General features: G+C 63.7%; 26 protein-coding genes. 9 read left to right on the top strand and 17 right to left on the bottom strand.

The genetic code is table 11. From position 1 onward, the window contains the following. Positions 1-639 precede the first annotated feature (639 nt). Both ACSSU5_RS22005 and ACSSU5_RS22000 read left to right on the top strand, forming a co-directional pair. Positions 640-1,668: an XdhC family protein gene (locus tag ACSSU5_RS22005; RefSeq protein ID WP_264313629.1), complete on the top strand. Its 1,029-nt coding sequence runs from the start codon at positions 640-642 to the stop codon at positions 1,666-1,668. Next, positions 1,665-2,243 (top strand): nucleotidyltransferase family protein, encoded by a 579-nt coding sequence (locus tag ACSSU5_RS22000; RefSeq protein WP_264313935.1) that lies wholly within the window; start codon positions 1,665-1,667, stop codon positions 2,241-2,243. The genes ACSSU5_RS22005 and ACSSU5_RS22000 overlap by 4 nt, the downstream gene beginning before the upstream one ends. Here the strand turns inward: ACSSU5_RS22000 and ACSSU5_RS21995 are convergent. From ACSSU5_RS21995 to ACSSU5_RS21980, 4 genes are all read right to left on the bottom strand, one after another. After that, on the bottom strand, positions 2,237-3,052 hold the full coding sequence (locus ACSSU5_RS21995) for a substrate-binding periplasmic protein (protein WP_264313630.1): 816 nt from the start codon (positions 3,050-3,052) through the stop codon (positions 2,237-2,239). The two genes, ACSSU5_RS22000 and ACSSU5_RS21995, sit on opposite strands and share 7 nt — an antisense overlap. 193 nt (positions 3,053-3,245) lie before the next feature. Beyond that, entirely contained in the window at positions 3,246-3,887 is a 642-nt protein-coding gene (locus tag ACSSU5_RS21990; protein WP_264313631.1) for a LysE family translocator, read from the bottom strand. 53 nt (positions 3,888-3,940) lie between these two features. Then, on the bottom strand, positions 3,941-4,141 hold the full coding sequence (locus ACSSU5_RS21985; protein ID WP_264313632.1) for a DUF1289 domain-containing protein: 201 nt from the start codon (positions 4,139-4,141) through the stop codon (positions 3,941-3,943). A 7-nt stretch (positions 4,142-4,148) separates the two neighbouring features. Then, positions 4,149-4,466: a hypothetical protein gene (locus tag ACSSU5_RS21980; RefSeq protein ID WP_264313633.1), complete on the bottom strand. Its 318-nt coding sequence runs from the start codon at positions 4,464-4,466 to the stop codon at positions 4,149-4,151. Positions 4,467-4,776: 310 nt separating this feature from the next. Between ACSSU5_RS21980 and ACSSU5_RS21975 the strand changes: the two genes are divergently transcribed. Then, entirely contained in the window at positions 4,777-6,528 is a 1,752-nt protein-coding gene (locus tag ACSSU5_RS21975) for a BCCT family transporter (protein WP_264313634.1), read from the top strand. 51 nt (positions 6,529-6,579) lie between these two features. Here the strand turns inward: ACSSU5_RS21975 and dddP are convergent, their stop codons facing one another. The 5 genes from dddP to ACSSU5_RS21950 all read right to left on the bottom strand — a co-directional run bounded on the left by dddP (position 6,580) and on the right by ACSSU5_RS21950 (position 11,731). Continuing rightward, positions 6,580-7,926, bottom strand: coding sequence for a dimethylsulfonioproprionate lyase DddP (gene dddP / locus ACSSU5_RS21970; protein ID WP_492559809.1), 1,347 nt, complete (start codon positions 7,924-7,926; stop codon positions 6,580-6,582). 60 nt (positions 7,927-7,986) lie between these two features. After that, positions 7,987-9,015: a glycine betaine/L-proline ABC transporter substrate-binding protein ProX gene (gene proX, locus ACSSU5_RS21965; protein WP_492559808.1), complete on the bottom strand. Its 1,029-nt coding sequence runs from the start codon at positions 9,013-9,015 to the stop codon at positions 7,987-7,989. A 56-nt stretch (positions 9,016-9,071) separates the two neighbouring features. Beyond that, positions 9,072-10,025 carry a glycine betaine/L-proline ABC transporter permease ProW gene (proW, locus tag ACSSU5_RS21960; protein ID WP_492559807.1) on the bottom strand — a complete coding sequence of 318 codons (954 nt, stop codon included), beginning with the start codon at positions 10,023-10,025 and terminating at the stop codon, positions 9,072-9,074. A gap of 20 nt (positions 10,026-10,045) precedes the next feature. Then, a complete protein-coding gene (locus ACSSU5_RS21955) occupies positions 10,046-10,924 on the bottom strand; it encodes a quaternary amine ABC transporter ATP-binding protein (RefSeq protein WP_492559806.1) in 879 nt (292 codons plus the stop codon). A gap of 327 nt (positions 10,925-11,251) precedes the next feature. Then, positions 11,252-11,731, bottom strand: coding sequence for a VOC family protein (locus ACSSU5_RS21950; RefSeq protein ID WP_264313638.1), 480 nt, complete (start codon positions 11,729-11,731; stop codon positions 11,252-11,254). Between the two features lie 234 nt (positions 11,732-11,965). Between ACSSU5_RS21950 and ACSSU5_RS21945 the strand changes: the two genes are divergently transcribed. Beyond that, positions 11,966-12,616 carry a TIGR04211 family SH3 domain-containing protein gene (locus ACSSU5_RS21945; protein ID WP_492559805.1) on the top strand — a complete coding sequence of 217 codons (651 nt, stop codon included), beginning with the start codon at positions 11,966-11,968 and terminating at the stop codon, positions 12,614-12,616. Positions 12,617-12,737: 121 nt separating this feature from the next. Here the strand turns inward: ACSSU5_RS21945 and ACSSU5_RS21940 are convergent, their stop codons facing one another. Continuing rightward, positions 12,738-13,001 carry a PA2433 domain-containing protein gene (locus ACSSU5_RS21940; RefSeq protein WP_264313640.1) on the bottom strand — a complete coding sequence of 88 codons (264 nt, stop codon included), beginning with the start codon at positions 12,999-13,001 and terminating at the stop codon, positions 12,738-12,740. Between the two features lie 95 nt (positions 13,002-13,096). Beyond that, entirely contained in the window at positions 13,097-14,014 is a 918-nt protein-coding gene (locus ACSSU5_RS21935) for a LysR family transcriptional regulator (protein ID WP_492559804.1), read from the bottom strand. Positions 14,015-14,137: 123 nt separating this feature from the next. Here ACSSU5_RS21935 and ACSSU5_RS21930 point away from each other — a divergent pair, with 123 nt between their 5' ends. Further along, entirely contained in the window at positions 14,138-14,872 is a 735-nt protein-coding gene (locus ACSSU5_RS21930; protein ID WP_492559803.1) for an SDR family NAD(P)-dependent oxidoreductase, read from the top strand. Between the two features lie 18 nt (positions 14,873-14,890). Next, a complete protein-coding gene (locus ACSSU5_RS21925) occupies positions 14,891-15,097 on the top strand; it encodes a tautomerase family protein (protein ID WP_264313643.1) in 207 nt (68 codons plus the stop codon). Between the two features lie 11 nt (positions 15,098-15,108). Here ACSSU5_RS21925 and ACSSU5_RS21920 read toward each other — a convergent pair whose 3' ends face one another. Beyond that, on the bottom strand, positions 15,109-15,987 hold the full coding sequence (locus ACSSU5_RS21920; RefSeq protein ID WP_492559802.1) for a LysR family transcriptional regulator: 879 nt from the start codon (positions 15,985-15,987) through the stop codon (positions 15,109-15,111). Between the two features lie 103 nt (positions 15,988-16,090). Between ACSSU5_RS21920 and argC the strand changes: the two genes are divergently transcribed. Together argC and ACSSU5_RS21910 are read left to right on the top strand one after the other, a co-directional pair. Continuing rightward, entirely contained in the window at positions 16,091-17,032 is a 942-nt protein-coding gene (argC, locus tag ACSSU5_RS21915; RefSeq protein WP_264313645.1) for an N-acetyl-gamma-glutamyl-phosphate reductase, read from the top strand. Positions 17,033-17,112: 80 nt separating this feature from the next. Continuing rightward, entirely contained in the window at positions 17,113-17,799 is a 687-nt protein-coding gene (locus tag ACSSU5_RS21910; protein ID WP_264313646.1) for a GNAT family N-acetyltransferase, read from the top strand. A gap of 100 nt (positions 17,800-17,899) precedes the next feature. On the opposite strand, the gene ACSSU5_RS21905 is transcribed toward ACSSU5_RS21910, so the two are convergent. The 5 genes from ACSSU5_RS21905 to ACSSU5_RS21885 are packed head-to-tail and all read right to left on the bottom strand — an operon-like array spanning position 17,900 to position 22,337. Next, on the bottom strand, positions 17,900-18,655 hold the full coding sequence (locus ACSSU5_RS21905) for an ABC transporter permease (RefSeq protein WP_492559801.1): 756 nt from the start codon (positions 18,653-18,655) through the stop codon (positions 17,900-17,902). After that, complete coding sequence (locus ACSSU5_RS21900; protein WP_492559800.1) at positions 18,655-19,860, bottom strand: ABC transporter substrate-binding protein; 1,206 nt, start codon at positions 19,858-19,860, stop codon at positions 18,655-18,657. The genes ACSSU5_RS21905 and ACSSU5_RS21900 overlap by 1 nt, the downstream gene beginning before the upstream one ends. Continuing rightward, positions 19,847-20,668: an ABC transporter ATP-binding protein gene (locus ACSSU5_RS21895; protein ID WP_264313649.1), complete on the bottom strand. Its 822-nt coding sequence runs from the start codon at positions 20,666-20,668 to the stop codon at positions 19,847-19,849. The genes ACSSU5_RS21900 and ACSSU5_RS21895 overlap by 14 nt, the downstream gene beginning before the upstream one ends. Continuing rightward, complete coding sequence (locus ACSSU5_RS21890) at positions 20,665-21,729, bottom strand: acyl-CoA dehydrogenase family protein (protein ID WP_264313650.1); 1,065 nt, start codon at positions 21,727-21,729, stop codon at positions 20,665-20,667. Before ACSSU5_RS21890 ends, ACSSU5_RS21895 begins: the two co-directional genes overlap by 4 nt. 47 nt (positions 21,730-21,776) lie before the next feature. Beyond that, a complete protein-coding gene (locus tag ACSSU5_RS21885) occupies positions 21,777-22,337 on the bottom strand; it encodes a carboxymuconolactone decarboxylase family protein (protein ID WP_492559799.1) in 561 nt (186 codons plus the stop codon). Between the two features lie 102 nt (positions 22,338-22,439). Between ACSSU5_RS21885 and ACSSU5_RS21880 the strand changes: the two genes are divergently transcribed. Beyond that, positions 22,440-23,351: an AraC family transcriptional regulator gene (locus tag ACSSU5_RS21880; RefSeq protein WP_492559798.1), complete on the top strand. Its 912-nt coding sequence runs from the start codon at positions 22,440-22,442 to the stop codon at positions 23,349-23,351. The last annotated feature ends 114 nt before the right edge of the window (positions 23,352-23,465 follow it).

Raw genomic sequence — 23,465 nt, 5'->3', positions numbered from 1 at the left:
TTCGCCGGTGTTCGCGGGCAAGCCCGCTCCCACACGCCCCTGCTAAAGGCTAGAAGGGTGGCAGAGGTATAACCCTTTGGAGAACAGGTATGGAAAGGCGGCAAGGACAAAGATCGCAAGCGAGTTGCCGACCCTGTGGGAGCGGGCTTGCCCCGCGAAGAAGGCGACTCGGTGTATGGCACCGGCTTCGCCGGTGTTCGCGGGCAAGCCCGCTCCCACGCCTGCTAAAGACTAGAAGGGCGGCACAGGTATAACCCTTTGAAGAACAGGTATGGAAAGGCGGCAAGGACAAAGATCGCAAGCGAGTTGCCAACCCTGTGGGAGCGGGCTTGCCCCGCGAAGAAGGCGACTCGGTGTATGGCACCGGCTTCGCCGGTGTTCGCGGGCAAGCCCGCTCCCACGCCCCTGCTAAAGACTAGAAGGGCGGCACAGGTTTAACCCTTTGGAGAACAGGTATGGAAAGGCGGCAAGGACAAAGATCGCAAGCGAGTTGCCGACCCTGTGGGAGCGGGCTTGCCCCGCGAAGAAGGCGACTCGGTGTATGGCACCGGCTTCGCCGGTGTTCGCGGGCAAGCCCGCTCCCACGCCCCTGCTAAAGACTAGAAGGGCGGCACAGGTTTAACCCTTTGGAGAACAGGTATGGAAAGCATCGACCTGCTGGTGCTGCGCACCGCCCGAGACTGGCTTGCAGCCGGCGAACGCGTCCTGCTCGCCACCGTAGCCCGCACCTGGGGCTCGTCCCCTCGCCCGGTCGGCTCGATGATGGCCTTGCGCAGCGACGGGCGCGTGGTTGGCAGCGTGTCCGGTGGCTGCATCGAGGATGACCTGATCCACCGCTACACCACCGCCTACGGTGGCCCCGGCATGCAGACCGGGCGACCCGAGGTGGTCCGCTACGGCGTCAGCGCCGAGGACGCCCACCGGTTTGGCTTGCCCTGTGGCGGGACCTTGCAACTGATCCTTGAATTCGAGCCGTCGGCAGAGCATCTGGAGCAACTGCTGGCAGGCCTGGACAACGGCCACCTGGTGCGCCGCGAGCTGGATGTACACAGCGGCGAAGTCACGCTTGCGCCCAGCACCACGCCCGATCAGTTCAGCTTCGATGGCCAGCGCATGCTCAGCACCCTCGGCCCTGGCTACCGCGTGCTGCTGATCGGCGCTGGCGCGCTGGCCGAATACCTGGCAACCATGGCCCTGTTCAATGGCTTCAACGTGTCGGTCTGTGACCCTCGGCCTGAGTACATGGGCGGCTGGAGCGTCGCGGGCGTGGTGAAAATGGCCGGCATGCCGGACGACGTGGTCCGCGCCTTCGCCCCCGATCTGCGCAGCGCTGTCGTCGCCCTCAGCCACGACCCCAAGCTCGACGACCTGGCGTTGCTCGAAGCCCTGCACAGCCCGGCGTTCTACATCGGCGCGATCGGCTCCAGGCGCAACAGCCAGCTACGCCGCGAGCGCCTGATCGAACACTTCGGTGAAAGCGAAACCACCCTCAAGCGCCTGCACGGCCCTATTGGCATCTACATCGGCAGCAAGACCCCGGCCGAAATCGCCGTCAGCGTCATGGCCGAGATCCTCGCGGCGAAGAACGACGTGAACCTGCCTGGCGCGGTCAACGTGACCAAGGCCAAGCTTGCCCGGGAGGCCGAGGCGTGCCTGCAAACCCCATGACCTGCGCCGCGCTGGTGCTGGCGGCTGGCCGCGCGCAGCGTTTTGGCAGCGACAAACGCCTGGCACGGCTGCCCTCTGGGCAATCGCTCCTGGCAACAACCTTGGCCCGCGCACTCGACCATTTCGCAGACGTGAGCGTCGTGCTGCGGCCCGGCGACGATGCCCAGCTACTGGGCATCGACACCCGTGCCCATCTGGTCTGGGCCGAACAGGCAGAACGGGGCATGGGCGCCAGCCTCGCGGCCGGGGTCACGGCCCTGCTGCACACGCAGGCCCAGGCGGTGGCGGTGCTGTTGGCGGATATGCCATGGGTCGCGCCCGGCACCCTGCAAGCGCTGTGCAGGCAGGCCAGCGCAGCGCGCATCGTGTTGCCGCTGTACCAAGGGCAGCGCGGGCATCCGGTGATTTTCGGCCGCGCCTTCTGGCCGGCACTGGTGCAGTTGCAAGGCGATCAGGGCGGCAGGCAGATCATTCAGGACAACCCACAGGCATGCGTCACGGTCGCGGTGGACGATGCCGGCGTGGTGCTGGACGTGGATGTGCCTCAGGCCCTGGGTTTACCCAAGGGTCATTGAACGAGCACTGCCGCGTGCTGTTGATGCCAGCGTTCCAGGTTCTGCCGCAGTAATTGCGCCGGCAATGCGCCGGATACGATCTGGTTCATCTCCCGCGCAAAGTCTTCGCGCAACTTAGGCTGGTTGCAGGGCGAGTGATGCGACAGCGCCAGGTACAACCCTTCGCTGGAGACCGGAGGGTCCAGCACCTGCAAGCGGTCCTGCATGCCCAGCGTCTGCGCTAACGCCATGCCTGGGAACTGCTCAAAGATCACGTAGTCGCTACGCCCCCGTAACAGCTTCTCGAAGGCCTGCTTGGCACTGGGCACCGCTTCGAGGGTAAGGTTGGCTTTGGCATAGTCGTCAAACTGCTGACCGTGGCTGTTGTTGACCAAGGTCCCGCCTTTGCGACCTTGCAGGTCCGCCCATTGATGGTAGGCAAAAGCCCCTTGCTGGCGCACCCAGACCACGCTCGGGGTGTGCAGAAAGGCCGGGCTTATGAAGTCCATCAGTTGCTGCCGCGCCTCGGTCAGAAAGTACCCGGCAAGCAGGTCGATACGGCCAGTGCGCACTTGCTCCTGGGCACGTGACCAGGGCCCACCGTAGACCACCTCGATCTCCAGCCCCAGTTGCTTGCCCAGGTACTTGAGCAGGTCGGCATTGGCACCGATCAACTGCTGAGGGTTTTGCGGGTCGCGCCACAGGTAAGGGGGATATTCGGGGTTACCGGTAGCCGTAAAGCGCTGGCATGCCTCCTGCGCAAGCACGACCGCAGGCAGCAGGAACACACACAGCAACAACAAGGCGTGGCGAAAGCAACGCTCGATCATCAACAACCCTCGGCACATGTGGCCTGGCGACCTGGTGTGGTCGCCGAAGGCTGCCACATCCCCTGGAACACTGCAGCCTATGGCTGCGCACGGTGTAGACAGTCTGGACCATGAATGGCCAGCCGCCAGGGGTTTCATCGTTCGAGGGGGCTTGCTGGGGCCACGGCCGCGCCGTCAGCAAGCCCCGAACGCATTAAGCCGTTTGCCGACGTATCGTCAGAATGGCCGCACCAAAGCCGATGAAGGTCGTCCCCACCACCCGGCTTACCCAGCGCGAAAGCCCGGGCCGGGTCAACACGCCCTTGGCCCGCGAGGCCAGCGCGGCATACAGGCTCAGTGAAACGAGCGACAAGGCGACGAAGATCCCGGTAAGGATCAGGAACTGCGGCAGCAACGCCGCCCCCTGGTCGATGAACTGCGGGAACAGCGCCGTGAAGAACATGGTCGCCTTGGGGTTGGTCACCGCGGTCAGGAATGCCGATTTGTAAAGCTTGAGCGGTGTTGGGCGTTCCTTGGCAACACCTGTGTCAGCCCCCTCTTCCAGCATCGGGCTTTTTTTCAGCAACTGCCGTGCGCCAAGGTAGAACAGGTAACCGGCACCAATGATCTTGACTGCGTTGAAGAGTACTTCCGAGCTTGCCAGCAAGGCGCCCAGCCCGAGCATGGCCGCCGCCGACAGGCAGAACAGCCCCGAGCCGTTGCCCAGGGAAGACCAGACGGCGCTGCGTTGCCCATGGGCCAGGCTGTTGTTGATTGCCATCAGCGTTGCAGGGCCGGGGCTGGCGATGGCTATCGCGGCGACCAGGGTAAAGGCAAGAAGCGAGTTAGCATCCATTTTTCAGACTCGATAAAGGTTCGCAGAACGCAGGTTAAAACAACAGGCAAAGGTCAGCCGGTATTCTGCCGCTTCGCGCTCTTCTTGACGATGGCCTTCATCCGCGTGGCCGCGCGCTGCACGGTGGCCATCTTCTCCGGGCGCTTCATGCCACGCCATTTGCGGATTTCTTCACGGGTCCGGCCACAGCTCACGCACAGCTCGCTGTTGAGCTGGCAGAGCGAAACGCAGGGGTTATCTATGTCCTTGGCCATTGCACCTTCAGGCCGGCATTTCAGCGCGCACACGTTCGGCGGCGTTTTCAAAGACTTTGCACAGCTCTTCGGACTTCACCTTGGTGATCGACTTGGCTGCCAGCAGGTCATGCACAACGCGGATGCCCTGCTCCATGGCCGTGGCCAGTTGCTGGCGGTCGGAGGCGTCGGCGATATCACCCAGATAAGGAGCAACGAGGTACACGTACCGGTCCTGCAGCTTGAGTGTTTCCAGCGCATCGAGGGCAGTCTGGAACCGATCGGCAGCAGCAGGGCTCATGCTCAATTTATCGAAATGAATCAGGCTCACACGGTCAGTGGCCATTGACGAATCTCCGTTTCCTGGTAAGGCCAGGCCCGCAGGCAACGCCGCTTCTACGGTGCTCGGGAATGCAGGCCAGGTTAATGCTCATCAGGTTACCAGAACGCGCGACAAATAGGGCCATCGCCCCCGGAACTAAAAGTATTAAACAGGTCGTTCAAGGGATGCCCCACGGCGCAATCGGGACAGGAGGCAGTGTTACCCACGCAGGATAATCGCCCGGCAAGACTCCCCGCCGAGACCCTCATCGACCCGGCAGCCCACAACAACAAGCCTGCGCGAGCAGGTAAGCCACAAAGGGGCATCACCATTCATGGCAAAGGAACACATCACCGAAACGCTCGACCTTGGCGTGACGGACCCCTCCAAAACCGCCGAAGCCCGTCAGGATCGGCATTTGGAGGGCAAGATCGACTGGATCGTCTTCGGCATCACCAGCATCCTGGCCATTGCCTTCGTCATCTGGGGCTTCATCAGCCAGGCCAGCCTTGCCGCCAGCGCTTCCTCGGCACAGTCCTGGGTCATTCTCAACTTTGGCTGGTTCTTCGTACTCACCTCCACCGTATTCGTCATCTTCGTGCTCTGGCTAGCGGCCAGCCGCTACGGCAGGATCCCACTGGGGCGTGATGGCGAAGCGCCAGAATTTCGCACGGTTTCCTGGGTGGCCATGATGTTCAGCGCCGGCATGGGCATCGGCCTGATGTTCTTCGGTGTAGCCGAACCTTTGTCGCACTACGTGTCGCCGCCTCCCGGGACAACGACCGGGCAATCGAGCGAGGCGATGCAGGTGGCCATGGCCACTACGCTGTTCCACTGGACCCTGCACCCCTGGGCGATGTACGCCATCGTCGGCCTGGTGATTGCATACGGCACGTTCCGTCGCGGCCGTTCTCAGCTGATTTCTGCGGCCTTCCGGCCCCTGATCGGCAAGCACGCCAACGGCCCCGTTGGCCGCGTGATCGACATGATGGCGATTTTCGCCACCTTGTTTGGCTCTGCCGCCTCGCTCGGCCTGGGCGCCCTGCAGATCGCAGGTGGCCTGGAATACAACGGCTGGATCGAGAGCCCCGGCAAACTGTTCTACATCTCGATCATCACCCTGCTGACCATCGCCTTCGTCACCTCTGCGGTCTCCGGGATCGGCAAGGGCATTCAGTGGCTGTCCAACACCAACATGGTGCTGGCGCTGGTGCTGGCGATTTTCGTCTTCCTGGTCGGCCCGACGCTGCTGATGCTCAACCTGCTGCCCACGTCGATCGGTATCTATATCAAGCTGCTGCCAGAGATGATGGCACGCACCAACGCCAGCGGCGGTGAGCAGATGAACAGCTGGCTGGCCGGCTGGACGGTGTTCTACTGGGCCTGGTGGATTTCCTGGACGCCCTTCGTCGGCATGTTCATTGCCCGCATCAGCCGCGGCCGCACCATTCGCCAGTTCGTCACCGGTGTGCTGCTGGTACCGAGCCTGGTCAGCCTGGTGTGGTTCACTGTCTTCGGCGGTGCCGCGATTGATGCCCTGCGCGAGGGCAGCTTTGCGTTGGTCGATGGTGCCGTCAACAGCAACCACGCGCTTTATCAGTTGCTGGACAGTTACCCGCTGGCCTCGTTGACCTCGGTACTGGTGATGATTCTGGTGGGCATCTTCTTCGTCTCCGGCGCCGATGCTGCCTCGCTGGTCATGGGCACCCTGTCGGAACACGGCACCACGACACCCTCACGGCGTACCGTGATTTTCTGGGGGGCGCTGACTGGCACGGTGGCAGCGATCATGTTGGCCATCGGCGACCCACGCAACCCCGGCGAGGCGCTTACGGGGCTGCAGAACCTGACGATCGTGGTGGCGTTGCCCTTTGTCGTGGTGATGGTGCTGCTGTGCCTGGCGCTGTACCGCGACCTGCGCAAGGACCCGATGATGCTGCGCCATTTGCGTGGCACCGAGCTGATCGAGAAGGCCGTGCTGTATGGCGCGGTGAAGCACGGCGAAGAGTTCTACATCGTGGTGCAGGAAAAGAAATCTGCAACCAAGCAAACTCAACCCCAGGCCGACGCAGAGTTGAACGGATAAGCCCCACTGCGCAAAGGAAAGGGACCGCCAAGCGGTCCCTTTTCTCTTCAGCTACCTGCCCAGAAAACTGTCCTCGAACGGGTAATGGGTCAGCAGTTCGTAACCCGTCTCTGTCACCAGCAACTGGTTCTCCAGTTTTATCCCGTCGCGCCCCCCCACCTCCCCCACATAGGCCTCCACACACAGCGCCATGCCCGGCTGCAGTTCGCCTTCATAGCCGTAGGCTTCGAAGTCCTCTGGGTAACGAATGCAGGGGTACTCGTCGCACAGCCCCACCCCATGGAACATCACCCCATAACGCTGGGCACGGCAGCTTTCCGGCAGGCGATGGCCATTACGGGTGAGCGCGGAGAAGTGCACGCCAGGCTTGACCATGTCGGCGTTGACATGGATGTGTTCGTGGGCGATGCGGTACAGCCGCTTCTGCTCGGCGGTGGGCTCCAAGCCGCCGCAGATCCAGCTGCGCGACATGTCGACGCAAAAGCCGTACACGCCGATGAGGTCGGTATCGAACGACAGCAGGTCGCCGTCGCTCAGCACCCGTGGGCCGGACTCCTGGTACCACGGGTTGGTGCGCGGGCCGGAGCTTAAGATGCGGGTTTCGATCCACTCGCCACCACGGCGGATATTGCCGCTGTGCAACGCGGCCCAGACATCGTTCTCAGTTGCGCCAGCGCGCATGGCCTGGCGCATTTCGGCGATAGCCGCTTCACAGGAGGCGACGGCGCAGCGCATGGCCAGGATCTCGTCGGGGCCCTTGATTAGCCGGGCGAACTCGGTCACCTCCTGACCGTTGTGCACCTGCACGCCCAGGGCATCCAGGGCTCGCAGGCCAGCCACCTCGATACGGTCCACGGCCAGGCGGCGGTTGCTGCCGGCGTGGGTGCGCAGCAGTTCATCGACCTGGGCACAGAACCGCCGGGCGTGTTCGTCGGTACGCTCGCCCGTTTCAAAATAGAAGAACGAGGCGCCACTGCGCAGCTCGCTCACCAGCGGCAGGTGTGCCGAGAGGTGGTCGCAGCCGTGAAAATCCCACAGCACCACATGGCCGCTGGCGGCGACGAAGCAGGCACGGGCGGGGTTGTGGGTGGTCCACAGCTGCATGTTGGTGCTGTCGGTGGCGTAGCGGATGTTCAACGGGTCGAACAGCAGAATGCCGCCGAGGTCACGGGCCACGAGCTGCTCACGGATGCGTTGCAAGCGGTACTCACGCAGCGTCGCCAACTGCGGCACCTGAAGGCCAAGCGCGGCCCACTCGGCGAAGGCCAGCGGGGTCGGGCCGATTTCGCTGCGGTCGTTGTCATCGACCGAGCCGTCGGCCTTCAGTAAAGCGGCGCGCTGGCGGGAAGGGTCGATACGACGGGACTGGGCGGGGATCGAGAACGGCGAAGTCATCATGGTTGGAGGGCTTCCTTGGTTTTGTTGTTGGAAGAATCACCCATCAGCAAGGGGCCGCCGCTAGTTGCTGGCTTGCACCGCTGTTGCCCGCGCCGCCTGCAACCACTGATCGAACTGCTGGCGGTGCGCCGCAATCCATTGCTGGGCGTGGCGCTGGATGTCGCTCAGGTTCTTCTCGCCGTTTTGCATCTTGAGGTTCTGCGCACTCTCGTCCGCCGCGCTGATCTGCACCTGCGACAAGAACTTCAGCGCCGCCGGGTTCTTCTCGGCAAACTCACGGTTGAGCACCGCCTCCACCTTGTCCACCGCAAAGCCCAGGTTCTTGCCGTCGAACGTGGTATCGACGCTGTTGTTACCGCCCGGCAGGTCCGTCTGGGGCACCTGCAGCCACACCACGTCGCGCTCCTCCACCATCACCCCGGCCACCCACTGGGGTACCCAGGTGTAATAGAGCACGGGTTTACCTTCCTTGAAGCGGGTGATGGTGTCGGCCATCAAGGCGAAGTAAGACCCTTGGTTGACGTGCACGCTGTCGTCCAGGTCGTAGGCCTTCATGTGGTGGGCAATGACCAGTTCGCAGCCCCAGCCGGGGTTGCAACCGGTGAGGTCGGCCTTGCCATCGCCATCGGTGTCGAACAGCTTGGCAAGCTCGGGCTTTTTCAGGTCGGTGATGTATTTGATGTGGTATTGATCGGCGGTCTTCTTGTCGATCAAGTAGCCTTGCAGCACGCCGGGCATGATGTCGCCAGCCTTGACCATGTTCTGGTCGCCACCGGCCTTCTCGTAGAAGCTGGCGTGCAGTTTGTCCCACAGGTTGACGCTGAAGTCGGCATCGCCGTAGCCGACCGCCAGTATCATCGTGGCGTATTCGGTCTCCTTGGGCTTTTGCACGTTGTAGCCCAACTCTCGCAGGCCCTGCATAGCGATTTCGCCACGGAAACGCTCTTCATCGACCGATGGGAACGACGGGGTTATCTTCACCCCCTCCCCCGGCTTGTCGGTGGATGCACTGGCACCCAGGCACGTTACGCTAAGCGCCAGGGCGCAGGTGGACTGAAGCAAACGACGGGCGAACGGGGACTTGCACATCTTCGCGTACCTTTTCGGGTTGTTGTCTAGGGTTGCGGCAGATAGAACGCAGCGGCTCAGGCAGCCTTGCGCCGCCCTTGTGGCTGCGCCGCGCCAAACAGGCGCAGTACCACGCCCACGGGCCCAGTGTGGTACCAGCGCAGGCTCGGGTCGGCGCTGGTGCGCGCGCCCATGGCCTGGGTCAGGCGGTCGAGGAAGATCGCCAGCAGCACCAGCCCCACCCCGCCGACCGTGGCCAGGCCCATGTCCAGCCGGCCGATGCCGCGCAGCACCATCTGGCCCAGGCCACCCACCGAGATCATCGAGGCGATCACCACCATCGACAGCGACAGCATCAGCGTCTGGTTGAGCCCGGCCATGATGGTCGAGGTGGCCAGCGGCAGTTGCACACGGGTCAGCATCTGCCGCGGCGTGCAGCCAAAGGCGCGCGCCGCTTCGATCTTGTCTTCCGGCACCTGGCGGATCCCCAGGTTGGTCAGGCGCACCAGCGGCGGCAGGGCAAACACGATGGTCACCAGCACGCCCGGCACGTTGCCGATGCCGAACAGCATCACCACCGGCACCAGGTAGACGAACGCTGGCAGCGTCTGCATCGCGTCGAGCACCGGGCGGATGATGCTTTCCAGGCGGTTGCTGCGGGCGCAGACGATGCCCAGCGGGATGCCGATCACCGCGCAGAAGAACACCGAGGTGAGCACCAGCGCCAGGGTGGTCATCGACTCCGACCACACGCCGATCAAGCCCAGCAGGGTCAGGGTGACGAAGCACAGCACTGCCATGCGCTTGCCCGCCAGCTGCCAGCCGAGCAACGAAGACAGCAGGATGCCGATGGTCGGTGGAATGCTCTGCAGGGTGAACTCGATGCCGTTGAGCACCTGGTCGATCGGCCAGCGGATGGCGCGAAACACCTCGCGGAAGTTATGCACGAGGAAGTTGAGCGTCGCGGTGACCCAGTCGCCCAGGGGGATGGTGGCCGCCTGGAACGGGTCAAGCAGACTGAATTCGGACATGGGGCAAACCTCGCGTGGGTTCAGTGGCGGCTCAGGGACTGCAAGGGCGCGCTGGTGGCCAGGCTGGAACACTGGCAGCGGCTGTTGAAGGTCTTGAAGAACGCGCGCACGTAATCGTTGGCCGGCTGGTTGATCAGCTCTTGCGGGGTGCCGATCTGCACCACCCGGCCGCCCTCCATGATCGCGATGCGATGGCCGATGCGGATGGCTTCCTCGATGTCGTGGGAAATGAAAATGATGGTGCGCTGCTGTTCGGCCTGCAGGCGCATCAGTTCGCCCTGCATTTCGTTGCGGATCAGCGGGTCGAGGGCCGAGAAGGCTTCGTCCATCAACAGGATGGTCGGGTCGTTGGCCAGCGCCCGGGCCAGGCCCACGCGCTGCTGCATGCCACCGGACAGCTGGTGCGGGTAGCTGTGCTCGTGGCCGGCCAGGCCAACCTGGCTCAGCGCCTCGCGGGCACGGCTATGGCGCTCGGCCTCGGCGACACCGGCGATTTCCAGGCCGAAGGCGGTGTTCTGCAGCACGCTCATGTGCGGCATCAGGGCAAAGGACTGGAACACCATGCCCATTTCCTTGCGGCGCACATCGAGCAGGGCTTTATCGGACAGGCCGGTGATTTCGCGGCCGTTGAGGTGGATGCTGCCGGAGGTGGGCTCGATCAGGCGGTTGAACAGCCGCACCATGGTCGATTTGCCCGAGCCCGACAGGCCCATGATGACGAAAATCTCGCCACGTTTGACGGAAAAGCTTGCATCGAACACGCCGACGACGTGGCCGGTCTTGCTGAAGATTTCGTTCTTATCGGCGCCCTTGCGGAGCATCTCCATGGCCATGTTCGGGTTGGGGCCGAACACTTTGAAGATGTTGTTTACCGAAAGAATCTCATCGGCATGGCTCATACGACCCTCTTTCTTTTTGTTATGACCAATAAATGATCGGCATCCTTTCCATGGGCGGAAACAGCTGCAGACCTGCGATTGGCAGGGTGCTCAAATAGCAATGAGCGAATCAGGACTGTGATGATCTTATGGTTGAGCCCACGGTGCCGGGCACGCGGGTAAAGCCTCGGGGCATCGGGCTTTTGTGAAGGACTGGCTGAACTGTAGCCCTGGCGAACGGCATGGAATAGAACGCAAGCGTCAATTTATGGTATGCCGAAGCCCTGAGCTTGCCAGGGTACATGGACGCTAGGAGCAGCCTTGTGCTGCTCCTAGCGGGTAAGCGGGTCACCCCTTCAATGCCGCCTCGATCTTGGCGACATCGATCTTGCCCATTTCCATCATGGCCTCGAACGCCCGCTTGGCGGCAGCCCGGTCGGGATTGGCGATGGCTTCGATCAGAATACGTGGGCAGATTTGCCACGACAGCCCCCATTTGTCCTTGCACCAGCCACAGACGCTAGCCTCGCCGCCATGGCTGACGATGGCATCCCATAGCCGGTCAGTCTCGGCCTGGTCCTCGGTACTGACCTGAAACGAGAAGGCTTCGCTATGAGTGAACGCCTTACCCCCGTTGAGCCCAACACAGGGGATGCCCATGACCGTGAATTCGACGGTAATCACATCGCCTTCCTTGCCCGACGGATAGTCGCTGGGGGCGTTGTGCACCGCCACTACCTTGCTGTCGGGGAAGATGCTGGCGTAGAAGTTGGCCGCCTCCTCGGCGTCATTGTCGTACCAGAGGCAGATCGTGTTCTTGGCAGTCATGGCATTGCTCCATGAATGAGTGAGGACCTTTTAGTCTAGTTCACGGCCCCGCCACCGGGAGCCCTGTGCACACCTTCAAGGCGCTCTGTCTTTGCAACATCCTGCAGACATTTCCGACGTCAGGTAGTGAACCTGCTGACATAAAAACGGTCTTTCGCTGACGGTCAACTCACCGACCGGTTCACCGGCCCAGTCAGCGGGCCTACTTTTGTCCTGTTTCAGCGAAGACTCAACATGCCCGATTCCCGCCCCACATTCTCCGTCCTCCCAGCCCTGCGCGGCGGCCTGATCGCAGCCTTGGTGGCCCTCGCCGCCCCTGTGCATGCCGAAGAGCCCGCCAGCGATGCGCGCTGGGTCAGCGACAGCCTGAGCACCTACGTGCGCAGCGGCCCGACCGATGGCCATCGAATCGTCGGCACCCTCAAGTCCGGGCAGAAACTGACCCTGGTCACCAGCCAGGGCAACTACAGCCAGGTGCGTGGGCAGAATGGCGACCTGGTGTGGATCCTGAGCAGCGACTTGCAGGCAGTGCCGGGCCAGGGCGAACGCCTGCCGCAGCTCGATGCCCAGGTAGCGGACCTGTCCGGGCAGCTCAAGAGCATCGATGACAGCTGGAAAAGCCGTGTGCAGGGCATGCAGGAAACACTGGATTCGCGCAAGCAACTGATCGACGAACTGCAAGCACGCAACCAGGCGCTGAACGAACAGCTCGACCAGAGCCAGTCGACCCTGCGCGATACCCAGGCCCGCCTTGGGGATGAGAACAAACAGGTGATGATGCGCTACATGGTGTACGGCGGCAGTATTGCTGGCGCGGGTCTGCTGGTGGGGTTGATATTGCCGGCGCTGACGCGTGGGCGGAAGAAGAACGACCGCTGGTTCTGATCGGGGATGCATGTGCGGTGCATGCCTTTGGTTTTTTAGCGCCTGTGAGACCGAGCGCCGCTCGGTCTCACAGGCGCTAAAAAAACACAGGCATGCGCCCGGTAGCCATCACACCCCCAGCCTATTTACCACGCGCCTTGTTGTAGATGGTCTTGGCACGGTCAGCCGAAGCCTGGCACGTTGTCATGTCACCGTCTTGCTGAGCTTTCTTGGCCTGTTCCAGCAACACCTTGTAGTCATGCGCCATGCCGCCATGCAGCGCCTGGCCATCGGTCTTGTGGATGTCTTCCAACTCGCTGATCTTGGCAGCACAGTTACTGGCAGGGTCTGCATGGACAACAAAGCTCAGCACAGAGGCGATTATCAGCAGTGTCATTGATCTCATGGAGCAGTCTCCTGGGAAATCGGAATGGGCATCGAGAAAACACCGGCTCGATGCAGCAAAAAGAATAGATCCTGATAGCCCCGCAACGACCTGCTTCAGCCCAGCGGTAAGCTGGCTTCAAACAGATAGTCAATGAACACCCGTACCCGCAACGGCATGTGCCGTGCCTGGGGGTAGATCAGCATGAACGGCCGCGAAGTACCGCCGAACGCGCCCAGCACTTCTACCAATTCGCCACTGGCCAATGCGTCCTGCACGGTAAAGCGATAGGCCTGCATCAACCCGCCACCGTGGCGCACCAGCGTGGTAGTGGCAAGAAAGTCGCCCAGGCAGGTGAGCCCGCCCAGCGTTTCGATTTCCACCAGGCGGCCTTCCTGATGAAAACTCCATGGTGGGCGGCGGCCACTGCTGGGGAGTTCGAACTGGATGCACTCGTGGTACTGCAAGTCTTCCGGGGCTTGCGGCGTGCCGGCCTGGGCCAGGTACGCCGGCGTAGCCACCACCACCAGCTCGGCATCCTCCAGGCGGCGAGCCACCAGGCGCGAATCGGCTGGTTCACGGCCGCGGATGGCAAGGTCGTAGTGCTCGTCGGCAAAATCGACGTTGCGGTTGCTGACATGCACATCCACCTGCACCTTCGGGTAGCGCTCGCGAAAACGCGGCAGCAACGGCAACAACCGATGATGGGCATACGGCGTGGGTGCGCTGATGCGCAGGCGCCCGCTCGGCTCGACCTGCCCACCCGCCACCTGGCGCTCGGCTTCGACCAGTTGCCCCAGCGCTTGCCGGCATTGCTGGTAATAGGCCTGACCGGCCTCGGACAGGCGCATCTGCCGGGTGGTACGCACAAACAATCGCACACCCAACCGCTCTTCAAGACGCGCCACGCTGCGGCTCACAGCCGCCGGTGTGACCCCCGCCTCGGTAGCGGCCGCGGTAAAACTGCCGCTGTCGGCGGCTAGGCAGAACAGTTCCAGACTGCCCAATTGCAGATCATCGAAATGGCGGGTCATGGCAGCTCGATTAATTACATGATGTATCGATTGAAATGCCTTATGCCTCATTTTTCAAGTGCTGAGTGCGGCCTACAGTGGCTGCACACCGAGCCACCGGCTCGCTTACTGGAGATCACGTACATGAGCAGCCCAAGAACCGTCATTATTACCGGGGCTTCCAGCGGCCTGGGCTTCGCCCTCGCCGAGGCCTTTCTCGAGCGTGGCGACAACGTAGTCGGCAACGCCCGAAGTGAGCCTCGCCTGGCACAAGCGGCCGCCCGCCTCGGCAACCCACAGCGCTTCATCGGCGTGGTGGGCGACATTGCCGAAGCCGACACCGCGAAACGGCTGTTTGCCGCCGCCTTGCAGGCATTTGGTGGGGTGGACATTCTGATCAACAACGCTGGGGTCTTCATTCCCAAGCCGTTTACCGAGTACACCGAAGCAGACGTAGAGACACTGGTCGGCACCAACCTCAAAGGCTTCTTCTACCCCGCTCAAGCGGCGGCGCGGATCATGGCCGAACAAGGGCACGGGCATATCATCGCCATCACAGCCTCCATCGCGCTGCAGCCAGACACCCGCGTGCCGGCGTTGCTGCCGGTGCTGGTCAAAGGCGGCCTGAACCAGGCGGTCAAAGGCCTGGCGCTGGAGTTGGCAGCCAGCGGCGTACAGGTCAACGCAGTGGCCCCCGGGATCATCGACACCCCCTTGCACGGCGGCAATGCCCAGGGGTTGGGCGCGCTGTCCCCAAGCGGCCGAACCGGTACCCCCCAGGATGTAGTGGACGCGGTGCTCTACCTGACCGACGCGCGCTTCGTCAGCGGTGTGATTCTGCCCGTGGATGGCGGTAGCACCGCTGGCACCTGGCACTGAAAAGAGGAGCAAGACACCATGCCTTACGTACATATCCGCGTGACCGACGAAGGGGTGACCGCCGAACACAAACGCCAGCTGATCGAGGGCACTACCCGGATGCTGGAGCAGGTACTGGGCAAGCCGCCGGCCAGTACCTTCGTGGTGATCGAGGAGGTGCCGACCGATAACTGGGGGGTCGGGGGCGAGACGGTGACTGCGCGGCGCAGGCGCGAGCACAGATAGCCTGCACGCCTCTACAACAACCGTTCCAGAGCCGCCAGCACATACGCCGTGGCACGCTCGGCCTGCCCTTCGCGGCAGGCGACCCCCAGTTGCCGCCACAACCCCGGACGCAACGGCCGGCGGGCCATGCGTGGGTCCAGCTCGGGCGCGTCGCCCTCCTGCGGCAGCAACGTCGCGCCGTAGCCGGCCCCAACCAGGCTCTTGATCGCATCGTTGTAGTTCAGCTCGATGCGTGGTTCGGGGAACAACCCCGCTGCGGCGAACCATTCCCCCGTCACCCGCGACAACTGCGTGCTGCTGTCATTGAGAATCAGCGCCCGCTGCGCCAGCCATGCCGGCGTGACCTTGGCCGGTGGCTGCCAGTCGGCCGGCACGTAGGCCAATATTGGGTCCCGTCGCCACGGTGTGATCTTGAGCCCTTTGCCCGCGACTTGCGGCAAGGCCACCAGGCCAATGTCCAGCGCCCCCTCGCGCAACCGCGCCAGCGAAGCCTGGGAGGTCAGCACCTGCACCTGCACGTCGATCCCCGGATGCGCCACACGCAAGTGCTCCAGTGCCTTGGGCAGCAAATGGGCGATGGCGCCGGTCGAGGCGCCCAGGCGTACGCGGCCGGTCAGGCCCTCGACCTGACGGCGCACCTCATCCAGGGCCAGATCGGCGTCGGCCAGCAGGCGCCGGGCTCGGGCCAACAGGGTTTCACCGATGGCCGTGGGGCGAACCTGCCCACGGTTGCGGGTGAGCAAGGGCGCGCCAACCCGCGCCTCCAGTTCGGCCACATGCAGGCTGATGGTGGGCGGGGCCAGGTTCAGACGGCGGGCGGCCTCGGCAAAGGAGCCCAGGTCGGTGATTTCGACCAGCGTGCGGAGGCGATCGAGGCTGATTTCGCGCATGACAAGCTTCAGAAATAATGAATATCAGCATCATGATATTCAAATTTCCTTTAGTCCAGCCGCAGGCGAGCATAGGCCACCCTCCCCTGACCGGACCCTGACCATGCACACCCCTGTTGTCTTCATCGACGGTGACCAAGGCACCACTGGCCTGCAGATTCACGCCCGCCTGCACGGGCGTAACGACTTGCGCCTGCTGACCCTGCCCGAGGCCGAGCGGAAAAACCCGCAACGCCGCGCCGAAGCGATCAACAGCGCCGACATCGCCGTGCTCTGCCTGCCCGATGACGCCGCACGCGAGGCCGTAGCAGCGATCCACAACCCGCAGGTACGGGTCATCGATGCCAGCTCCGCCCACCGCACCAGCCCAGGCTGGGTCTATGGCCTGCCGGAGCTGGACGAGCAGCAAGCCGCGCGTATCGCCCACAGCAAACGCGTCAGCAACCCCGGCTGCTACCCAACCGGCGCGATTGCCCTGCTGCGCCCGCTGATCAGCGCCGGGCTGCTGCCGGCGGATTACCCACTGAGCATTCATGCCATCTCGGGGTACTCCGGCGGCGGCCGCGCTGCAGTCGAACGCCATGAGCAGCCGACTGCCGAGAAAACCCCGACCCTGCAGTTGTATGGCCTGGAGCTGGCACACAAGCATGTACCGGAGATTCAGCAGCACGCCGGGCTGTCGGCACGGCCGGTGTTCATGCCCGGTTACGGCGCCTATCGCCAGGGCATCGTCCTCAGCATCCCGCTGCAGTTGCGCCTGCTGCCCGGCCAGGTCAGCGCCGAGCAACTGCACGCCTGCCTGCAACAGCACTACCAAGGGGCACGCCACGTGCAACTGATGCCCTTGCACCAGCACGGCCCGGCCGCTGCGCTCGACCCCGAGGCCTTGAACGACAGCAACGACCTGCGCCTGGCGCTGTACGCCAACCCGGAGCATGGCCAGGTGCTGCTGACCGCCGTCTTCGACAACCTTGGCAAAGGCGCCTCCGGGGCGGCGGTGCAAAACCTCGACCTGATGCTTGCTGCGCTACAGGCGCAAGGCTGATTCGGCAAAACCGGTTAGACTGTACGTCCCGCGTCAGCAAGGTGCGGGTTGTATCCCTACCCGCCGGAGCCCACCCCCCGATGTTCATCCTGAGCCGCCTCGACAGCGTGCCGCCCGAGTCTTTCCAAAACCAGATCCGTGAGCTGGTGATCAACCACGTCGGCGAGTTGAGCAGCGTCGCCATTCTGGCCGACAACCCGCTGTATCCGCTGTACCAGTACGGCGTCGGCATGGAGGTGCATCAGTACCTGCAGGCCATGGACGGTACGCGCGGCCTGTCGGTGACGCTGACCTTGGCGCTGGATGCCGATGCCCCTGACCAGTTGCTCGGCTTCGCCCTGGCGTTGCCGGCCGATGACGATCAGCACACCTGCGCGCTGGCCTTTCTCGCGGTGCGCGCCAGCCACCGCCGCCAAGGGATCGCCCGCGCCTTGTTAGGCGACCTGCAGGCGCGCCATGCCTGCGTCGAATTGAACACCTTTGCCGGCCAGGTGCCGTGGTTTGAAGCGATGGGCATGCAGGTGGTGGCGGCCAATGGGCCACAGGTGCTGATGAGCAGCACCGGGCAGGCCAGCGGCGCGTTGATTGGCCGGCTGGATATCGGGCCGATCTACCAGACCACCGAAGTGCACCAGATCCATACCTACCTGCTCAACCAGCAGGGCGAGGACGCGATGATCGAGGCCGAGCAGATGCGCGACGAGCGGCTGGACGAACTGGCGATACAGGCGCAGGAATGTGTACGGCAGCGCAAGACCGTGCACTGATCCAGCAGCCTCTTCGCGGGCAAGCCCGCTCCCACCGGTACTGCCTCAGGTCTTGTGCAGTACCGGTGGTGCTAGCCCGTGAAACAGCAGCACTGGCCGCTCAGCCATGCACCCAACGCCGATGCAAACCGCGCGCCAGGGCATCGAGCATGAACCCCAACACCCCGATCAGCAGCACCATCGCCATCAGTTCCGAATACGCCAGCCGGTCACGGGTGTCGAGGATGAAATACCCCAACCCCGCACTCACCCCCAGCATCTCGCACGGCACCAGCACGATCCAGAGGATGCCGATGGCCAGGCGCACGCCCGTCAGCACATGGCCAATCACCCCCGGCACGATCACCTTGCACAAGGTCTCCCTGCGGGTGGCACTCAAGCTGCGGCTCAGTTGCAACCAACGCGGGTCGAGCTGGCGCACGCCTGCCGCAGTGTTGAGTAGAATCGGCCACAGCGCGGCAAACGCCAGGAGGAAATAGATCGGCTGGTCGCCCACGCCCATCAGCATCACCACGACCGGCATCCATGACAGCGGCGAGATCATCCGCAAAAACTGGAATGCCGGCGTGGTCGCCGCCTCCAGGTGCCGGTAGCTGCCCACCAGCAAGCCGAGGGGTACGCCGATCAACAGCGCCAGCAACAGCCCGATCAGGATACGTTTGAGGCTGACCCATACGTGGCCGTACACCTCGCCCTGCCCCAGCAACTCGACCAGGCTGGCCAGGGTGGCCTCGGGCGAGAAACGTGCCGACAGGCCATCGGCCTCGCCAAACAGCGCCACGCCTGCCCACCACACCAGCAGCAACCCCAACAGCCCGAGCAAGCCCAGGCCGGTATGAATGACATGCTTGCGCATCAGACCGCGAACTCCTCGCTACGCTCGAAGCTGTCGGCAATGCCGAACACTGACGGCCCGCCAACGGCGGCGATGGCGTTGCGCACAAAGCGGTCGTCGACCAGGTCGCGGGCGGTGTGCGCCGGGTCCAGGCCAGCCAGAAAACCACTGTCGCCCTCGATCAGGGTGCGCTGCAGGCGCTTGATCAGTTCCTCGGTATAACTGGGGAACGGGTATGGCTGGAAATCGATACGCTTTTCGTCCCACTGCTGATGCTGGATCGCGCCACTGGCGATATAGCCGGCGCGGTCCTCGGCAGCCGGGGCCAGGACTTTGCTCAGCACCGCAGGTTCGTGCGGGGTGTACTTGTTGGGGCCGGCCTTGGACAGCAGCGCGGCGGCTTCGGCGCGGTGGTCGCGCGTCCACTGCTGAGCCTTGACGATGGCGTTGACCACCTTCTGCGACCACTCGGGGCGGTTGTTGAGGTCGTGCTCGTGCATGAACACCACGCAGCAGGCGTGGTTGCGCCACACATCGCCCGTAAACCGCTGCACGCGACCAACCTTGAGGTTCTCGGCCAAGGCGTTGAAAGGCTCGGCGACGATATAGCCGGCGATACGCTTGCTGGCCAACGCCGGCGGCATGTCGGACGGTGGCAGCACCAGCAGGTTGACCTCGTTGGCCGCAAGCTGCCCATTGGCAGGCTTCGACACCGGGGTAAGGCCGTTGTCGTTGAGCATCTGTTGAAGCACCACGTTGTGGATCGAATACCAGAACGGGATGGCCACTGTCTTGCCGCCCAATTGCTTCATGTCGGTGATGTCCGGCGCCACGGTCAAGCCCGAACCGCCGACATGGTTCCAGGCCACGACCTTGGCCGGCACCTTGCTGGCGTAGCGTGCCCACACGGTCATTGGCGAGAGCAAGTGGATGACGTTGACCTGGCCCGAAATGAACGCCTCGATCACCTGCGCCCAACTGCGCAGCAGCACCGGGCGCTCGGCCTTGATACCTTCGGCCTCGAACAGGCCATTGTTGTGCGCCACCAGCAACGGCGTGGCGTCGGTGATCGGCAGATAGCCGATGCGCACCGGCGCGTCCGGCTCGGACGCCGCGCGGGCCTGCAGGCTCGACAGCAGCGGCAACGCACCGGCCGCAGTGAGCATGGCGCCAAGCTTGAGGAAGTCACGGCGCGAAGAAGCGGAACAGCAGTCATCCATGCACATGGACAGCCTCCGAGGGCAAGGGGGTTGGGGAAGGTTCGACTGTGCGGCTTGCCCGCCGAAGGGTTTTGACAATCTCGATGCGCAACGCGCCCAGCTCCTCGACCCGTTGCGTGCGCGGTTGCGGCAGGTCGATACGCCACTGGCCGAGGATGTGCGCTGGGTGGTTGCCCAGTAGCAGGACCCGGTCGGACAGCAGCAGGGCTTCGTCGATATCGTGGGTGATCAGCACCGCTGCGGTATTGTGGGCGGCGATCAGTTGCAGCAGCAGTTGCTGCATGTCGGCCCGGGTCACCTCGTCGAGGGCGCCAAACGGCTCGTCGAGCAACAGCACTTCAGGCTGGCGCGCCAGGCAGCGCGCCAGCGCGGTGCGTTGGGCCATGCCGCCGGACAGTTGCGCCGGGTAGTGATTGCGCGCATGGGCCAGGCCCACCGCAGTAATGGCATGGTCGATGCGCGCGCGTCGCTCGCTGGCGGCCAATTTGGGCTGCCGGGCGAAGTCCAGGCCGAAGGCGACGTTCTTTTCCAGGCTCAACCAAGGCAACAGGCTGGGGTCCTGAAAGGCCACCGCCAGGCGCGGATGCGGCCCTTGCAGCGGCTCACCGCGCAGCGTCACGCTACCGCCACGCGGCGCCTGCAAACCCGCCAGCACCCGCAACAGGCTGGACTTGCCGACACCGCTGGGGCCAAGGATGGTCACCACCTCGCCCGGTGCCAACTGCAGGTCGAACTGCGCCAGTACCTCTTGCCAGCCGCCCTCACGGGGGTAGCCCAGGCTGATGGCGCGCGCTTCGAGCAAGACCTCACTCATGCGGCGCCCGCCTGGCGTTGCAGCTCGGCACGCAATTGCACCAGGCTTGGCGTGACGATCGGCACAAACGCCGACTCGCGCCAACGGCGGGCGAAACCTTGGCCATACTCGCTCAGATAGGCCTTGCCGCCACTGGCCTGCAGCTCCAACTGCACGGCGTCGGCAGCACTTTCGGCAAGGGTGATACGCAGTTTGAACAGCGCTGCCGGTTGCTGCTGGAAGCGCTCGTCGAGCAAGCCCTGCTTGAGTTCACTCACGGTGTTTTCCAGGCGCGCTTTGAGCACCTGGCGAGCCTCTTCGAGGAACGCGCCACGGCCTTGCAGGTGCTCCGCCACTTCGTCCAACGCGCGACGGGCCAAACCAATGGCCATGCCGCATTGCAGCGCCAGGAAGGCCGGACGCACCTTGGGCAGGAACTCACGGGCATTCTCATGCAACAACCACTCGCGGCCCAGCTCGACCTGGTGAAACGCCAGCGCGGCGGTATTGCTCGATTGCAGCCCCATCAACTGCAGATCGTCCGAGCGCTCCAGCCCTTGCGCATCAGACGGAATGGCCAACACGAACGGCGCGCCCTCGGCATCGCACTCGATGGCCGCGGCCACCACGAAACCGCTCTTGCGCAGATTGGTCACCCAATGCAAGCGGCCCTCCAGGCTCCACCCCGCGCGGCTCTCGCGCCCACGCACCTGCAGGCTCTCGATGCCCGAGAGAAACTTCATGGCGTTGGATAGCCCGGTCGCGCCTGCCAGCTCGCCTGTCAGCAGGCTCGGCAACAAGCGCTCGCGCAGCGTCTGGTTGGGGCTTTGCAGCAGGTATTCGATGAAGGCGCGCTGGCCCCAGCAGACGAACGCCGCGGCCAACGAACGGCTGGCAATGGCGGCGATGGCTTCGACCGCATCGGTCACCTGCCCGCCCGTGCCACCCTGGGCCGGATCGACGCCGATGCGCAGCACCTGCGCCTCGGCGATCTGCGCCAGGACCAGGTGCGGTTCGCACAGGCCCTGGTCAATGGCCTCGGCGTTGGCGTCCAGCCATTGCCGAAATGCACAATCATGCATGTCTGTACTCCTTTGAAAACGCCGGCGGGGCCGGCACCACACGCGGATTACGCAGAAGGCTGCCAGCGGTACTTGCTCAGTTCGTCGTTGAGCGGCGTCTGGGCGAAAACATTAGCAAAGTTGCACAGGGTTGCGAGGCTCACGCCAAGAATCACTTCCAGGGCGTTGCCCTCGCTGAAGCCGGCCTCACGAAATGCCTGGTAGGTGGCCTCGCTGACGTTGCCACGGGTGGCAATCACTTCGCGGGCGAACGCGGCCAGGGTCTCGTAACGGGCATCGGGCAGTTCACCGCGGGCCCGCAGCGCATCGACCACTGTCTGCGGTAGCTTGGCCTTGTTCAGGGCAACAGCGGTGTGGCCGGCGACGCAGAAGTCGCAGCCATGCTGGGTCGCGGCAATCAGTTGCACCACTTCTCGCTCGGCCAGGGTCAGCTCGGACTTGCCGTTGAGCGCCGACACGGTCACGTAGGTTTCCAGGGCGGCTGGAGCATTGGCCAGTACGCCGAGCAGGTTGGGGATGAAGCCGGAGTTCTTCTGGGCATTCTCAAGGAATGGACGGGCCGCTTCCGGGGCGCTCTGCAGAGTGTGTAAAGTAATGCGCGAGGACATGGAGGGGTCTCCTGTGGTGGGTGTCCTTACAGTCTGTTGGTTATAAGAAATACCCTCCATATTCATCAGTCGCCTTTCCTTGCTCCTGAGTCTTTGCATTAGATGATTTCGTCCAGCCACCTTGTCGATTGGTTATTAGAAGGCCTGGAGCTCGATGCCAGCCTGTTTCATGTCGGCCGTTATTGCGGCGGCTGGCATGCCAGCACCCAAGGCATGGGCCGGGCCAGTTTCCACCTGGTGGTGCAGGGCCATTGCTGGCTACACATCGATGGCAATGCCGAGCCGGTGCGGCTGGAGGCCGGTGACGCGGTGTTCCTGCTGCGCGATTTGGCTTACCGGTTGTCCAGTGGCGAGAACCCCGTGAGCGCCTGCGCCCAACCGCGCCAGGCCATGCAGCCACTGGATGGCAATGCCGGCGATGGCGTGGGGCTGGTGTGCGGGTTCTTTCACTTTCGCCCGGGGCTTTCGTCACTGATCGTGGAGGGCCTGGCCGACTGGATTCTGCTGCGCGCCGACGAGCCCGCCGGGCAGGCGGCGCGGGCGCTGTTCGGGCTGATCCTGGAAGAATGCGAGCGCCTGCCGGCACCGTCGCAGCCCTTGCTGGAGCGGCTCACGCACTTGCTCTTCCTGTACGTTTTGCGCCAGCAGGTGCATGCCGGGCAGGCCCTCGGCGGGCTGGTGGCCCTGGCCCGGCAGCCGGCGTTTGCCGAATTGCTGGTGCAACTGATCGAACAGCCAGGGCTGGCCTGGACACTGGAAAGCATGGCAGCGTGCACGGGGTTGTCGCGGTCGGCGTTTTTCAAGCGTTTCAACGAACTGGCCGGGCAGTCACCGGGGCAGGTGCTGCTGGCGTTGCGCATGCGCCATGCGTCCCAGCTGCTGCAAGCGGGGAACACCGTGGAACAAGTGGGCGCGCAGGTGGGGTATCAGTCGGTGGCCGCGTTTACCCGGGCGTTTGCCAAAGCTGTGGGGGTGCAACCGGGGGCGTATCGCAGGCAGCATGAGGGGCGCTGATTTGCGTTTGCCTGGTCGGGCCTCTTCGCGGGCAAGCCCGCTCCCACAGGGACGGCACTGTCCTCAGGTTCTGTGCAATTCTTGTGGGAGCGGGCTTGCCCGCGAAGAGGCCTG

The organism is Pseudomonas sp. E1MeOHC2 (assembly GCF_058745025.1).
This window is presented reverse-complemented; position numbering and strand designations above follow the sequence as displayed.